10 protein-coding genes are annotated in these 14,305 nt (G+C 71.1%); 6 read left to right on the forward strand and 4 right to left on the reverse strand.

Annotated elements, in window-relative coordinates:
• Positions 1-48 precede the first annotated feature (48 nt).
• Complete coding sequence (gene lipA / locus M4960_RS00005; protein WP_111086058.1) at positions 49-1,032, reverse strand: lipoyl synthase; 984 nt, start codon at positions 1,030-1,032, stop codon at positions 49-51.
• Positions 1,029-1,820, reverse strand: coding sequence for a lipoyl(octanoyl) transferase LipB (gene lipB, locus M4960_RS00010; RefSeq protein ID WP_248703171.1), 792 nt, complete (start codon positions 1,818-1,820; stop codon positions 1,029-1,031). The genes lipA and lipB overlap by 4 nt, the downstream gene beginning before the upstream one ends.
• Before the next feature lie 89 nt (positions 1,821-1,909).
• Here lipB and M4960_RS00015 point away from each other — a divergent pair, with 89 nt between their 5' ends.
• Positions 1,910-2,560 (forward strand): hypothetical protein, encoded by a 651-nt coding sequence (locus M4960_RS00015; protein WP_248703172.1) that lies wholly within the window; start codon positions 1,910-1,912, stop codon positions 2,558-2,560.
• A 53-nt stretch (positions 2,561-2,613) separates the two neighbouring features.
• Here the strand turns inward: M4960_RS00015 and M4960_RS00020 are convergent, their stop codons facing one another.
• Positions 2,614-3,408: a nucleotidyltransferase domain-containing protein gene (locus M4960_RS00020; protein WP_248703173.1), complete on the reverse strand. Its 795-nt coding sequence runs from the start codon at positions 3,406-3,408 to the stop codon at positions 2,614-2,616.
• A gap of 70 nt (positions 3,409-3,478) precedes the next feature.
• Here M4960_RS00020 and ffh point away from each other — a divergent pair, with 70 nt between their 5' ends.
• A complete protein-coding gene (ffh, locus tag M4960_RS00025; RefSeq protein ID WP_248703174.1) occupies positions 3,479-5,032 on the forward strand; it encodes a signal recognition particle protein in 1,554 nt (517 codons plus the stop codon).
• Positions 5,033-5,503: 471 nt separating this feature from the next.
• On the opposite strand, the gene M4960_RS00030 is transcribed toward ffh, so the two are convergent.
• Positions 5,504-6,643: a glutamate--cysteine ligase gene (locus M4960_RS00030; RefSeq protein WP_200849175.1), complete on the reverse strand. Its 1,140-nt coding sequence runs from the start codon at positions 6,641-6,643 to the stop codon at positions 5,504-5,506.
• A gap of 119 nt (positions 6,644-6,762) precedes the next feature.
• Between M4960_RS00030 and aroA the strand changes: the two genes are divergently transcribed.
• The 4 genes from aroA (at position 6,763) to M4960_RS00050 (ending at position 14,267) form a co-directional block, all read left to right on the forward strand.
• Entirely contained in the window at positions 6,763-10,068 is a 3,306-nt protein-coding gene (aroA, locus tag M4960_RS00035; protein WP_248703175.1) for a 3-phosphoshikimate 1-carboxyvinyltransferase, read from the forward strand.
• Between the two features lie 8 nt (positions 10,069-10,076).
• Complete coding sequence (locus M4960_RS00040) at positions 10,077-11,234, forward strand: acyl-CoA dehydrogenase family protein (RefSeq protein WP_248703176.1); 1,158 nt, start codon at positions 10,077-10,079, stop codon at positions 11,232-11,234.
• Positions 11,235-11,317: 83 nt separating this feature from the next.
• Positions 11,318-12,142 (forward strand): SDR family oxidoreductase, encoded by an 825-nt coding sequence (locus tag M4960_RS00045; protein ID WP_205462609.1) that lies wholly within the window; start codon positions 11,318-11,320, stop codon positions 12,140-12,142.
• 4 nt (positions 12,143-12,146) lie between these two features.
• Positions 12,147-14,267: an FAD-dependent oxidoreductase gene (locus M4960_RS00050; RefSeq protein WP_248703177.1), complete on the forward strand. Its 2,121-nt coding sequence runs from the start codon at positions 12,147-12,149 to the stop codon at positions 14,265-14,267.
• The last annotated feature ends 38 nt before the right edge of the window (positions 14,268-14,305 follow it).

A 14,305-nucleotide genomic window follows, 5' to 3' on the forward strand; every position in this document is an offset into this window, starting at 1 on the left:
GCGAACTGTCGGCGGGTATCTGTCGCTTTCGCGGACCGGTGGCCGGCTTCAGACGGCCTGGCGACCCGGCGCCGCGTCGAGCAGGTGCGACAGGTGCTCGGGAACCGAGCCGCCGCGCGCGACCGTGGCGCGTGCCCACAGGCGTCCGGCGCGGTACGACGACCGGACGAGCGGGCCGGCGAGGACCCCGGCGAAGCCCATCTCCTCGGCGACCTCACGCAGCGCGACGAACTCCTCCGGCTTGACCCAGCGCGCCACCGGCAGGTGCCGCGGCGACGGGCGGAGGTACTGCGTCAAGGTGATGATGTCCGTGCCGGCGTCGAACAGGCGTTGCAGGGCGTCCTCGATCTCGATGCGCTCCTCGCCCATGCCGAGGATCAGGTTCGACTTCGTGACGAGCCCGGCGTCGCGGCCCTGCGTGATGACGTCGAGGGAGCGCTCGAACGTGAACGCCGGTCGGATCCGCTTGAAGATCCGCGGCACGGTCTCGACGTTGTGGGCGAAGACCTCGGGGCGGGCGTCGAACACCTGGCCGAGCTGGTCCGGGCGGCCGTTGAAGTCCGGCACGAGGATCTCGACGCCGGTGCCGGGGGAGTGCTCGTGGATCTGGCGGATGGTCTCGGCGTAGAGCCAGGACCCGCCGTCGGGCAGGTCGTCGCGGGCGACTCCGGTCACCGTGGCGTACTTCAGGCCCATCGACACGACCGAGTCGGCGACCCGGCGGGGCTCGTCGCGGTCGAGCGGCTCGGGCTTGCCGGTGTCGATCTGGCAGAAGTCGCACCGGCGGGTGCACTGCGAGCCCCCGATCAGGAACGTGGCCTCGCGGTCCTCCCAGCACTCGAAGATGTTCGGGCAGCCGGCCTCCTGGCAGACGGTGTGCAGCTGCTTGTCCTTGACCAGGGCGGACAGCTCGCGGAACTCCGGGCCCTGGGTGGCACGGGTCTTGATCCACCCGGGCTTCGTCTCGATCGGGGTCTCGGCGTTGCGGGCCTCGACGCGGAGCATCCGGCGGCCTTCGGGGGCGAGGGTCATACGAGGGTCTCCTGTCGTGCGGGCGCGGTGCTGGGGGACGTGGTGTCGGCGGTCGTGATGCGGGCCGTCGTGGTGCTCTGGGCGGCGCTGCCGATCCGCTGGCCGGTCCGCATGCCGTGCTCGGCGGCACGGATGCGGTCGACCACGACGTCGGCGAGGTCGGCGACCGTGACGGGACGCCCGGCGGCGGCGCTCAGCGTCGTCACCCCGGCGTCGGCGATGCCACACGGCACGATCGCGGCGTAGGCGTCGAGTGCGTTGTCGCAGTTGATCGCGATGCCGTGGGTCGTCACGCCCTCGGCGACGTGCAGCCCGATGGCGCCGACCTTGGCGGGCGGCGTGCCGGTCGTCGGCGCGGACCCGGGCGTTGGTCCGGCCGTGGTCGTCGGCGCCGACCCGGACGTCCACGCGCCGCTCCGGCCGTCGATGCGCCGCGCTTCCACCCCGACGGTCGCCGCAGCGTCGATGATGACCTGCTCGAGGTCACGCACCCACGCCACGACGTCGATCGGAACGGCCAGTCGGACGATCGGGTAGGCCACGAGCTGCCCAGGGCCGTGCCAGGTGATGCGTCCGCCGCGGTCCACGTCGACCACGGGGGCTCCGTTCGTCGGCAGGTCGGACGGCTCGGTGCGTCGGCCGGCGGTGTACACGGACGGGTGCTCGCACAGCACGAGGGCCCCGGGGGAGCGGCCGGCGACGACGTCGGCGTGGAGGTCCCGCTGCAGCGCGAGTCCCTCGGCGTAGTCGAGCAGCCCGGCAGGCCGCACGATCTCGAGTTCCGGCATGCGAGCGAGCCTACGACGGTTTCTGGACGGAGTACAACAACGCGGACGACCTTGACCTGAACCGTGGTTGAGGGCTTCGGATGGCGGACATGGACATCCGCCAGGCACAGCTCGCCACCCGCTCGCTCGACGACACCGCCCGGTTCTGGGAACGGCTCGGCTGCCCGGTCGACCGCGTCGACGGAGTGGTCGAAGTCGTGGTGGGGTCGACGCGGCTCCTGTTCCGGGAGCTGCCGGGGATGACCGGTGCGCTGCACCTCGCGATCACGATCCCGACGGGCACGTTCGCCGCGGCTGCCGAGTGGATCGCCGGCATCGCGACGGTGCTGGTCGACGCCGACGGCCGTGACGAGTTCGAGGGCCCGCCGAACTGGAACTCGCGATCGGTGTACTTCGACGGTCCGGACCAGCAGCTGCTCGAGCTGATCGAGCGGCGGGACCTCGCCGCGGCCGCACCCGCGTCCGCTGTTCCGCTCCTGTCCGTCAGCGAGGTCGGCATCGCCGTGCCCGACGTCCTCGGTGCCGTCGGGACACTGCGCCGCGCCGGACTCGAGCCCTACGCCAACCCAGCAGGCGAGGGCTTCGCCGCGGTCGGCGACGTCGACGGTCTCGTCATCCTGGTGTCGCCGGAGCGGCGGTGGTTCCCGACCGCTGACCGCCTGCCGTCGACCGCGCCGGTGGTCCTCGACGTCGGGCTGGACGCCCCGGTCGAGCTCACCGAGGGGGTCGTGCTCCGCTGAGCCGTTCTGCGCGGCACCGCGCCACCCGCCCGCCCAGCGCTGTCCGGTCGTCGTCAGCGCAGGCGGTCGAGCTCGCCGAGGAAGTACGCATCCGCTCGGGCGTGCGCCTCGACCGAGGTGTTCTCGGGCGGCAGGTCGTCGAACGGCCGCGCCAGGTCGAGTTCCGCGTCGACGAAGCGGACGAGGACCTCGGGCGGGGTACCGGTGCCGAGCTCGCGCGTGCGTGCCTTCACCGCGATGAGTTCCGTCGTCGCCTCCGTCACCGCACGCTCGACCGTCGACTCGGCGAGCAGCGTCGGCAGGTCCATCGGTGGCATGGCGCTCTCCGGGTGGTCCCGCAGCCACCGGAGCGAGGCCGCGGTCCGGAGCACGTAGAAGAACCGCTTCAGCGTGATCTCGCGCTCGTACTGCCGCGCGGCGACGTGCAGGTAGTGCCGGCCGATGCGCCCGCGGTCGGCCACGCTCGCGACGAACGCCAGGAGCCGGTCGCGGAAGGCCACGTCACCCGCGTACACGATCGGTGAGCGCAGCCACTCGCCGACCGTCGCGTTCCCGTTCACGGCGAGGCGGACCGTCTTCGCGAGGTCCCACCCGTTGACGTCGAACACCTTGTCCAGCGGTGTCTCGATGACGTCGCGGCTGGGCCAGAGCGACAGGTAGTCGTCGCGCCGTCGCACGTACAGGAACCGGCAGTCGTAGTCGCTGTCGGGCGACGGGAAGCCCCAGGCGCGACTGCCGCTCTCGATCGCCCACGGGATCGTCACACCGAGGTCGGACTGCAGGCGCGCGAGCCGCCCATCGATCTCGGCGACCACCGCTGGGTCGAGGTCCTCGGGGACGGCGCGCATGCCTCGACGATACCGAGCGTCGGACACCTGATCAGGGAACCTGCTCGTGAACCAGTAGAATCGATGGATCATGGCGCAATTCGGTTCACTCTCCGATCGGCTGACCGAGACCTTCCGCAATCTGCGGAGCAAGGGTCGGCTGACTCCGTCCGACGTCGACGGCACCGTCCGCGAGATCCGGCGGGCGCTCCTCGACGCCGACGTCGCGCTCGAGGTCGTCAAGGCGTTCACCGCTTCCGTGCGCGAGCGTGCCCTCTCCGACGAGGTCAACCGCGCGCTGAACCCGGCGCAGCAGGTCGTCCAGATCGTCAACGAGGAACTCGTCGGCATCCTGGGCGGGCAGCAGCGTCGCCTCGAGTTCGCGAAGAAGCCGCCGACGGTCATCATGCTCGCGGGTCTGCAGGGTGCCGGTAAGACCACCCTCGCCGGCAAGCTCGGCAAGTGGCTCAAGAAGGACGGCCACACCCCGATGCTCGTCGCGGCGGACCTCCAACGTCCGAACGCCGTGCAGCAGCTGCAGGTCGTCGGCGAGCAGGCCGGCGTCCACGTCTTCGCTCCGGAGCCCGGCAACGGCGTCGGTGACCCGGTCAAGGTCGCCAAGAACGCCATCAAGGCCGCGGTCGACCAGCAGTACGACACCGTCATCGTGGACACCGCCGGTCGTCTCGGTGTCGATGCCGAGCTGATGAAGCAGGCCGCGAACATCCGCAAGGCCGTCGACCCCGACGAGGTCCTGTTCGTCATCGACGCGATGATCGGTCAGGACGCCGTCGTCACTGCCCGCGCGTTCCAGGAAGGCGTCGACTTCACCGGTGTCGTGCTGTCGAAGCTCGACGGCGACGCCCGCGGTGGTGCGGCACTTTCGGTGGCCAGTGTCACCGGCCGCCCGATCATGTTCGCCTCCACGGGTGAGGGGCTCGACGACTTCGAGCCGTTCCACCCGGACCGCATGGCGAGCCGCATCCTCGACCTCGGCGACATCATGTCGCTCATCGAGCAGGCCCAGTCCGCCTTCGACGAGGACGAAGCCCGCGCGGTCGCCGAGAAGATCGCGTCCGACTCGTTCACGCTGAACGACTTCCTGCAGCAGATGCAGCAGCTCCGCAAGGCCGGCTCGATCAAGGGCATGCTCGGCATGCTCCCGGGCGCCAAGGGCATGCGCGAGGCACTCGACAACTTCGACGAACGCGAGATCGTGCGCACCGAGGCGATCATCCAGTCGATGACGCCGAAGGAGCGCGAACTCCCGAAGCTCCTCAACGGCTCGCGCCGACTCCGCATCGCCAAGGGTGCCGGCTCCACGGTCACCGAGGTCAACGCCCTCGTGAACCGGTTCGAGCAGGCCGCGAAGCTGATGAAGACCGTCGCCCGTGGTGGCGTGCCGCAGATGCCGGGCATGGGGCCGATCCCGGGCATGCACGGCGGCAAGAAGCAGCAGCAGGGCGGCAAGAAGAAGTCGAAGGTCGGCAACCCGGCCAAGCGTGCGGCGATCGCCGCAGGTACGGCTGCCGCTCCGCAGCAGGCACCGAAGGGCTCCGGCCTCGGCCTCGGCGGTGCCGCCAAGGGCGGCAAGGCGCCGACCGAGGAAGAGCTCGCGAGCCTGCAGAAGTTCCTGGGTCGCTAGTCGCGACCCCCTGACGGACGGGAGGCCCGGTGCCAGCTGGCACCGGGCCTCCCGTCCGTCAGGGGTCACGTCGCGACGTTCCTTCCCAGAACGGGCGCGATGGAAAGCGGAATCGGGCGTACCTGGTCGAAAGAAACGACCAGGTATGCCCGGATCGACCAGGTGTGCCCGGAGCGACCAGGTCGGTGGGCGCGGACGGGAGGCGCGGGGCGGGCTCGTGACGTTCCTTCCCAGAACGGTCGCGATGGAAAGCGGAATCGGGCGTACCTGGTCGAAAGAAACGACCAGGTATGCCCGGATCGACCAGGTGTGCCCGGAGCGACCAGGTCGGTGGGCGCGGTCTCGAGGCGCGGGGCGGGCTCGCGCCGCTCCTTCCCAGAACGGGCGCGATGGAAAGCGGAATCGGGCGTACCTGGTCGGAAAAACGACCCGGTACGCCCGATTCGACCAGCTCCGCGGAACGGCCCGGGGTCAGAGCGACTCGCGGAACTCCGTCACCAGGTGCCGGACGACCTCGCGCAGGTCACCGCCGTGCTCCTGCGCGACCCGGAGCTGCCGCTGGTACGAGGCCCCGTTCGCGATCATCGTGTCGAGGTGGTGCAACTCCTGCTGGCAGCCGAGCCGCTCGGCCACCGGGTCGAGCCGCTGCACCAGGTCGTGCACCTCGTCGGTCACGAGCCGCTCGTCGCCGGCGGCGTTCGTGATGATCTCGGCCTCCATGCCGTAGCGGGCGGCGCGCCACTTGTTCTCGCGGATGAACCACGGCTGCATCGTCGGCAGGGTCTCGCCGGCGTCGAGCCGGTCGGACATCGCGGTGACCAGGCACTGCACGAGCGCGGTCACGGCGCCGACCTCGTGCAGGGTCGAGATGCCGTCGGACACGCGGTTCTCGAGCGTGCCCCACTTCGGCGACGGGCGGATGTCCCACCGCAGGTCCTTCACGCTGTCGATGACGCCGGTGTGCGTGAGGTCGCTCACGACCTCTTCGAAGTTCGCCCAGGCACCGAGTGCGGGCGGCAGGCCACCGGTCGGCAGCTGCTGGAACATGAGGGCCCGGTTCGAGGCGTACCCGGTGTCGATGCCGGCCCAGAACGGGCTCGATGCGGTGAAGGCCTGCAGGTGCGGGACGTACGCGAGCATCGCGCCGAGGATCGGCAGGGCCTTGTCGCGGTCGTCGATGCCGACGTGCACGTGGACGCCCCAGATGAGCATCTGCCGACCCCACCAGCGCGTCCGGTCGATCAGGGTCGTGTAGTGCTCGCTGTCCGGGGTGATCTCCTGCTGGTCCCAGACGGCGAACGGATGCGTGCCGGAGCACATGACCTGGGCGTCGAGCGGTTCGGCGGCGTCGATGACCTCGCCGATGATGCCGGACAGCTCGCTCGTGGCGTCGCGGACCCGTGAGTGCACGCTGGAGACGACCTCGACGGTGTTCGTCAGGAGTTCCTCGGTCACCCGCTCACGGTCGCCGAGTCGTTCGTGCACGGCCGCGATGACGGCAGGGGCACGGGGCGCGAGGTCGCCGGTCGACAGATCGACCAGCGGGAGCTCCCACTCGACGCCGATGGTCGACGGAGGGGACTCGGTGAAGCGGATGTCCATGCTGTACATCCTGCCCGGAAGGTTGTCGGACACGCACAACGACGGCGGCTTCTGGTCGTGCGGATCCGATTCACAGTAGTTCCACACCGGGCGTACCGTTGATATGTACAGAGCAGGAAGAGGTACGCATGCAGTTGGTCGTGCGCGGCACGTCCGCACCCCTCGTCGGGGAACTCGACGTCCCCGTCTCGAAGTACCACGCGCACCGCGCGCTGGTGCTCGCGTCGCTGGCGAAGGGGACGAGCATCGTCTCCGGCATCAGCGCCACCCGCCAGGTCGAGTGGACCGTCGGCACGCTCCGCGCCCTCGGCGTCGACGTGAAGCGTCGCGGGGACGAGTACCACGTCACCGGGCTCGGCGGCCGGTACGAGGCCACCGACGTCGTCGACCACGGGTCCCGTGGCGCCGACGGCATCCTGAACATGGGGTCCTCCGGCACCACGCTCTACTTCATGACCGGTCTGGCGTCGCTCGCCGACAAGCCGATGACGCTCGTGGGCATGAAGTACTTCCAGCGCCGGCCCATCAAGGCGCTGCTGACCTCGCTGACCCAGATGGGCATCGAGCTCGAGGCGACGAACGACTGCCCGCCCGTGACCGTCCAGCCGAAGCGCCCCCGCGGCGGCGACGTCACGATCGCAGGAACCCTGTCGCAGTGGGTCTCCGGCCTGCTCCTCGTGGCCCCGTTCGCCGAGCAGGAGACCCGGATCCACATCACCGGCGACCGGCTCAACGAGCAGCCCTACGTCGAACTGACCGTCCGGATGATGCGGGAGTTCGGCCTGTCGGTCGAGGTCTCCGACGACTGGCTCGAGTACCGGATCCCGGCGAACCAGCAGGCCACCCCGCACGACTACGTCATCCCGCCGGACATCGGCTCCGCCGCGTTCGGCATCGCCGCGGCCGGCATCCGCGAGTCGAACCTGCTCCTGCGCGGCATGACGGCCTTCACCACCGCCGAGACCGACCACCCGGAGAGCGAGTTCCTCGACCTCGCGACGGCGATGGGCGTCCCGATGCGGATCGACGAGGAGACCGGGTTCGTGCGCATCGAACACGACGGCTCCCCGCTGCGACCGCTCGACATCGACTGCCAGCCGATCCCCGACCTGCTGCCGGTCCTGTCGACAATGGCCACCTTCGCCGAGGGCACCACCCGGCTCTGGAACGTCGCCCACATCCGGTTGAAGGAGTCCGATCGCGTCGCGGCGATGCTGCAGCTCAACCGCATGGGTGGCCGGGCCGAGCAGGGTGCCGACGAACTCCGCGTCACCGGGGTCGGGGCCGAGGGACTCCACGGCGCGCAGATGTCGTCGTTCAACGACCACCGGGTCCTGATGTCACTCGCCGTCGCCGCCTCGAAGGCGCGCGGTACCTCGGGGCTGACCTACCCGCGGGCCTACCGGATCTCGTACCCGACGTTCCTCGAGGCGATGAACTCCGTCGGCCTCGAAATGGAGGTCGGCGACGCCCTCGCCGCGCAGATCGCCCGCGACGACCGGGCCGACGCGGCCGAGGCCGCCGCGATCGCAGACGAGCGCACCGACCTCGGCGAGCGCACCGATGGCGAGCGCGCCGATGGCGAGCGCACCGTCGGCGAGCGCACCGTCGGCGAGCGCGCCGATGGCGGGCGCGCCGATGGCGAGCGCACCGTCGGCGATCGCGCCGACGGCGAACAGCACCCGGACGCGCCCACGACCCCGGAGCCGCTCGCGCTCGCCGGTGTCGACGCCGACCCCCTCGTGCTGAGCCAGAAGGTCCGCACGCTCGCGACGACCGATCCCGACGGCCTCGCGGTCATCGAGGTCGGCGGCGCAGCACCCGTGAACACCACGTGGCGGGAACTGCAGGACGAGGCCGACAAGGTCTCCGCGCTCCTGCTCGAGCTCGGGGTCCGCAGGGGCGAGTCGGTCGCCATGCAGTTGCCGAACTGGCGCGAGTTCGTCTCCATCACCCTCGGGGCGATCCAGATCGGGGCGGTCGCGACGCCGATCATGCCGGTGTTCGGTCCGCGCGAGACGACGATGACGCTCGCCCGGTCCCGCGCCCGTGTGGTGTTCCTGCCGAACGTGTTCCGCAAGCGCCGGCCCGCGCTCGAGCTCCTCGACGTCATCGACGAGGCGAAGGCACAGCAGCGTCGGCTGTCGGTCGAGCACGTGATCGTGCTCCGGTCCGAGGCGCGCGGCCAGGTCGACGCCCCGACGAACCAGCCGCCGCTGCCGGCCGACGCCCTGGACCGGGTGGCCACGAGCGACTGGCACTGGCGCTACTTCGACAACGCCCTCGACGCCGTGCACGTGGACGTCGACGAGATCACCTCGCGCGCGCCGGGCCCCGACGACGTCTGCCAGCTACTGTTCACGAGCGGCACGACGGGGGAGCCGAAGGGCGTGCAGCACCCGCACCGCACCCTCGGTCTGGCCACGGCCATGCACGTCGCGCAGTCGGGCTTGACGAGCGCGGACCGGATCTACATCCCGTCGCCGCTCGCGCACCAGACCGGGTTCCTGTACGGCATGCTGCTGGCGTTCCGGCTCGGTGCGCCGCAGGTCATCCAGCCGGTGTGGGACGGCACCGTCGCGCTCGAGCAGGCGTTCGGCGTCGCGAAGGCGTCGTTCGTGCAGTGTGCGACCCCGTTCCTGACCGACCTCGTCGACCTGGTCGAAGCCGGTGCCGCCCAGCCCGAGTCGCTGCGGATCTTCGTGCCGACCGGTGCCGCGGTGCCCCGGGCCCTCGCCCAGCGGGCCGCGACGGTGCTCGGCACGGCCATCCTCGGCGCGTTCGGTACGAGTGAGACCTGCCTCGGCGCCCTGTCCAGCCCGATCGACGACCCGGCGGCAGCGTACGGGCACGACGGTCGCGCGCTGCCGGGCATCCGGATCCGGATCGTCGACGACGAGGGCCACGAGTTCCCCGCCGACACCGAGGGCAACTTCGAGCTGCACTCGCCGACGATGTTCGACGGGTACCTCGACCGCCAGGACCTGACCGACGACGTCTTCACCGAGGACGGCTGGTACAAGACCGGCGACCTGGCGAAGGTCGACGCGAACGGCTTCCTGTCGATCACCGGCCGGATCAAGGACGTCATCAACCGCGGTGGCGAGAAGATCCCGGTCGTCGAGATCGAGAACCTGCTGTACCAGCACCCCCTGGTCACCGACGTGGCGATCGTCGCGATGCCGGACGCCCGACTCGGTGAGCGTGCGTGCGCGTTCGTCGTGCCGGCCGCCGGCGTGGAGCGGCTCGACTTCGCGGCGATGCAGCAGGCGCTCGACAAGGCGGGCGTGAGCAAGTACTACTGGCCAGAGCGGCTCGAGTCCATCGACGAACTGCCGCGCAACGCCGTCGGCAAGGTCCAGAAGAACGTCCTGCGTGAGCAGGCAGCCGCGCTCGTCGCCGCGAGCACCACGAAGGAGAACGAGACACGATGACGCTGGTCATGGAAACCGCCACCGAATCCGCCTTCCAGCAGCTCAAGGCCGAGGTCACCGAGTGGGTCCGCGGCCGCGGTGAGGAGTGGGCGGACGAGATCGAGCGCACCGGCCGGGTCGCCCCGGAGCTGTTCCAGGAGCTCAAGGACAACGGGTGGCTCAGCCTCGCCGCCCCGACCGAGCTCGGCGGACGGGCGATCCCGTTCTCGCGCTACCTCGAGATCATGGAGATCGTCTCGCGTTCGCACGCGTCGATCCGGATGCTCGTGCACGTCATCAACGGCACCTGGCGCGCGATGGCCCCCTACGCGACGCCGGAGCAGATCGAGCAGGTCGTCAAGCCGAGCGTCGCGGGCGACAAGCTCGTCGCGTTCACCCTGACCGAGGCCACGGCCGGCACCGGCGCGGACATCCGCACCACCGTCCGCCGCGAGGGCGACACGTACGTCATGAACGGTGAGAAGCACCTCATCACGTTCGGCGTGCAGGCCGACTACTGGCTCATCGCCGCCCGCCTCGAGGGCACCAGCGGCCAGGACGGCACGGTCGCGTTCCTCATGCCGAACACGGGGCTGCCGGGTGCCGAGGTGATCGACGACTCCGACACCATGGGCATCCGCGGCACCGACCACGCGATCCTGCGGTTCACCGACGTGCCCGTGCCGGCCAGTGCGCTGCTCGGCGCCGAGGGCCAGGGGCTCGAGGTCGCGCTCGGCGGCTTCCTGCTGCCGAGTCGCGTGTCCGTCGCGATGAGCGCCGTCGGCCTGGCCGAGCGCGCGAACGAGCTCGCCGTCGAGTACGCGAACAAGCGGGAGACCTTCGGCAAGCAGCTCTCCAGCCGCCAGGCGATCCAGTTCTACCTGGCCGAGAACTACGCCGACATCGCTGCCGCCCGCGCCCTGGTGCTCGAGGCCGCCCGAGCCTACGAAGACGACCGCCCCGACGCCGGCACGCTGTCCAGCGCCTCGAAGATGGTCGCGGTCGACATGCTCGCCCGCGTCACCGACAAGGCCCTGCAGGTGCACGGCGGCCAGGGCTACTGGAAGCGCAACGCGATCGAACGCGTCTACCGCGACGCGCGCGCGCAGCGCTTCGAAGAGGGCACCAACGAGATCCAGAAGCTGGTCGTCGGCCGCGCCGTCGTCACCGGCAAGGCCGGGTTCTAGACAGCAACCACCCACCGGACGGGAGGCCCGTGGCGGGCCCGCCACGGGCCTCCCGTCCTTCCCCACGCACGTAGAGGACCGCAGTGACCGACAACACCAACGCACCCATCGCACTGATCACGGGCGCTTCGCGCGGCATCGGCCGCCTGCTCGCGCAGAAGCTCGGCCAGCGCGGCGTGACCGTCGTGGTCACGTACAAGGGCAACGCCGACCTGGCCGAGGAATCCCTGGCCGACGTCAAGGCCGCCGGCGGCGACGGGATCACCGCGCAGGTCGACATCGAGCAGCCGGAGTCGATCGACGCCCTGTTCGACCTGGTGCGGGACACCTACGGCCGCCTCGACCACTTCGTCGCGAACGCCGCCGCCAGCGCGTTCAAGCCGGTCAAGGAACTGAAGCTGCACCACCTGGACCGCAGCTACGCCACCAACGCCCGCTCGTTCGTGCTCGGGGCGCAGCGTGCCGCCGAGCTGATGGACCGCGGTGGGCGCATCGTCGTCGTGACCTCGTACGGATCGCTCCGCGCGTTCCCGACCTACGCCGCGCTCGGCGCCGCGAAGGCCATGAGCGAGTCGTACATGAAGTACATGGCGGTCGAGTTCGGTCCGCGCCAGATCACGGTGAACGCGGTCAACGGTGGCCTGATCGACACCGACTCGCTCGAGTACTTCTACACGAAGGTCCCCGGCCAGGCGCCGATCGACTCGGTGTTCGAGAAGCTCCCGCTGCAGCGCCCCGGCACCGCCGACGACATGGCCGACGCGGTGGACTTCCTGCTCTCCGACAAGGCCGGCTACATCACCGGGCAGGTGCTGTCGGTCGACGGCGGCCTGACCGTGATCGCCCCGCCGTTCTGGGCGGACACGACGTCGCCGCTGCGCGACGCGGTGCTCCCTCCGGCAGAGTAGGGGCATGAGCACCGTCGCCATGCCCGAGCTCGCCGTCGTCTCCTCGCCGTGGACACTCGGCCCCCTGACCCTGCCCAACCGGGTGGTCATGGGGTCGATGCACACCGGACTCGAAGTGCACGACGACGGTGGGGACGGCATGGCGGCGTTCTACCGCGAACGTGCCGCCGGCGGCGCCGCCTGCATCATCACCGGCGGCATCGCGGTGAACGACGAGGCCCGTGGCGGCCCCGACTTCGCCGTGTTCGGTGTCGGGGGAGCGGACGAGCGGTTCCGCGCCGCGGTCGACGCCGTACACGAGGAGGGCTCCACGATCCTCGCGCAGCTGTTCCACGCCGGGCGGTACGCGCTCGCCGCGGGGATGGTCGACCGGCACGGGGAGCCCCAGCGCGTGGTGGCACCGTCGGCCCTGCCCTGGGCGGCCGCCCGCGGCGTGGTGCCGACCGAGCTGACACCGGCCGAGATCGAGCGCACCATCGAGGACTTCGCCGCCGCGGCCCGGTCCGCGCGGGACATCGGGTTCGACGGCGTCGAGATCATGGCGTCCGAGGGCTACCTCATCAACCAGTTCCAGTCGCCGCTGACGAACCTGCGTGACGACGAGTGGGGCGGTTCGCCGGAGCGTCGACGGCGCTTCACGGTGGCCGTCGTCGAGGCCGTCCGTGCGGCGGTGCCCGACCTGGCCGTGACGATCCGGCTCTCCGGCGCCGACCTGATGCCCGGGTCGTCGACGGAGGACGACGTCGACGCCCTGGTGCACGACCTGCTGCCGCTCGGGCTCGACGGCATCTCGGTGGGGATCGGCTGGCACGAGTCCCGCACCCCGACCGTGCAGGCCGCCGTGCCGCACGGTGCCTGGCTCGCCTACGCCGCGCGCATCGCCGGGGTCGTGCGCGCCTCGTCGTACCCCGACGTCCGGGTGATCGCGTCGAACCGGATGACCGACCTGCGCGACGGTGAGACGGTCCTCGCCGACGGGACCATCGACGCCGTCGCGCTCGCCCGACCGTTCCTCGCCGACCCCGCGCTCGTGAACCGGTCGCTCGCGGGCCGGTTCGCGCTGGTGAACACCTGCATCGGCTGCAACCAGGCCTGCCTCGACCGCTCGATCATCGGCGCGCCGGTGTCCTGCCTGGTGAACCCGCGCGCCGCCCGCGAGGTCGCGTTCCCGGCGCGTCCGACCACCGACCCGAAGCGCGTCGACGTCGTCGGCGGGGGACCGGCCGGTCTCGCCGCAGCCGTCGACGCCGCCCGGCGCGGCCACCGCGTCACCGTGTGGGAAGCCGCCGACCGGCTCGGCGGCCAGTTCGGCCTCGCCGCGCTCGTGCCCGGCAAGGAGGACTACGCCGCCACCGTGCGGGCTGCCCGCGCCGAGCTCGACGAGCGAGGAGCCACGGTGCACCTCGGCCGCCCGGCCACGCCCACGGACCTGGCCGACAGTGACGCCGTGGTGCTCGCCGCCGGGGTGGTCCCGCGCGACGTCGACCTCCCCGGTGCACACCTGCCGCACGTCCTGTCGTACGAGCGGGCACTGCGCGAGGGCGTGCCCGCCGGCACCGTCGCGATCATCGGCGGCGGCGGCATCGGCGTCGACACCGCAGCGTTCCTGACCGAGTCGCCGGACGAGTCGGTCCGCGCCACCGAGTTCGCCGCGCGCTGGGACCTCGACGTCTCCGAGGAGCTCGTCGGCGACGTCCCCCAGCGGCTGCCCGCGGCGTCGCGCACGATCCGGCCGGGCTCCGACGTCACCGTGCTCCGCCGGTCGGGCAAGTTCGGGCAGGGCGTCGGGATCACCTCGCGCTGGGTCGCCATCGGTCGCCTCCGTGACGCGGGGGTGCGCATGGTCGGCGGCGTGCAGGAGTACCTGCGCATCGAGCCCGGTGCCCTCTGGATCCGCGACGAGCACGGCGAGGAGCGTGCGATCCCGGCGGACACCGTCGTGGTCTGCGCCGGGCAGGAACGCGCGATCGACACCGAGGGTGACGCGCCTGACGGACTCGTGACGGGCCTCCAGGCCGCCGGTGTGCCGTTCGCCGTCGTCGGCGGCGCACGCGACGCACGGAGCGTGGACGCGGTCCGCGCGACGTCCGAGGCCCTCGAAGCGGTCCGGCGACTCGCGCCGTAGCGCGTCGGCTCGCATCACGGCCCGGAATCTGTAAGAAT

The organism is Curtobacterium sp. MWU13-2055 (genome assembly GCF_023242305.1).
Lineage (GTDB): Bacteria > Actinomycetota > Actinomycetes > Actinomycetales > Microbacteriaceae > Curtobacterium.

Bases quoted from the DNA above. Each gene is read 5' to 3' on its own strand.
- lipA (WP_111086058.1), bottom strand. From the start codon at position 1,032: ATGACCCTCGCCCCCGAAGGCCGCCGGATGCTCCGCGTCGAGGCCCGC.
- lipB (WP_248703171.1), bottom strand. From the start codon at position 1,820: ATGCCGGAACTCGAGATCGTGCGGCCTGCCGGGCTGCTCGACTACGCC.
- M4960_RS00015 (WP_248703172.1), top strand. From the start codon at position 1,910: ATGGACATCCGCCAGGCACAGCTCGCCACCCGCTCGCTCGACGACACC.
- M4960_RS00020 (WP_248703173.1), bottom strand. From the start codon at position 3,408: ATGCGCGCCGTCCCCGAGGACCTCGACCCAGCGGTGGTCGCCGAGATC.
- ffh (WP_248703174.1), top strand. From the start codon at position 3,479: ATGGCGCAATTCGGTTCACTCTCCGATCGGCTGACCGAGACCTTCCGC.
- M4960_RS00030 (WP_200849175.1), bottom strand. From the start codon at position 6,643: ATGTACAGCATGGACATCCGCTTCACCGAGTCCCCTCCGTCGACCATC.
- aroA (WP_248703175.1), top strand. From the start codon at position 6,763: ATGCAGTTGGTCGTGCGCGGCACGTCCGCACCCCTCGTCGGGGAACTC.
- M4960_RS00040 (WP_248703176.1), top strand. From the start codon at position 10,077: ATGGAAACCGCCACCGAATCCGCCTTCCAGCAGCTCAAGGCCGAGGTC.
- M4960_RS00050 (WP_248703177.1), top strand. From the start codon at position 12,147: ATGAGCACCGTCGCCATGCCCGAGCTCGCCGTCGTCTCCTCGCCGTGG.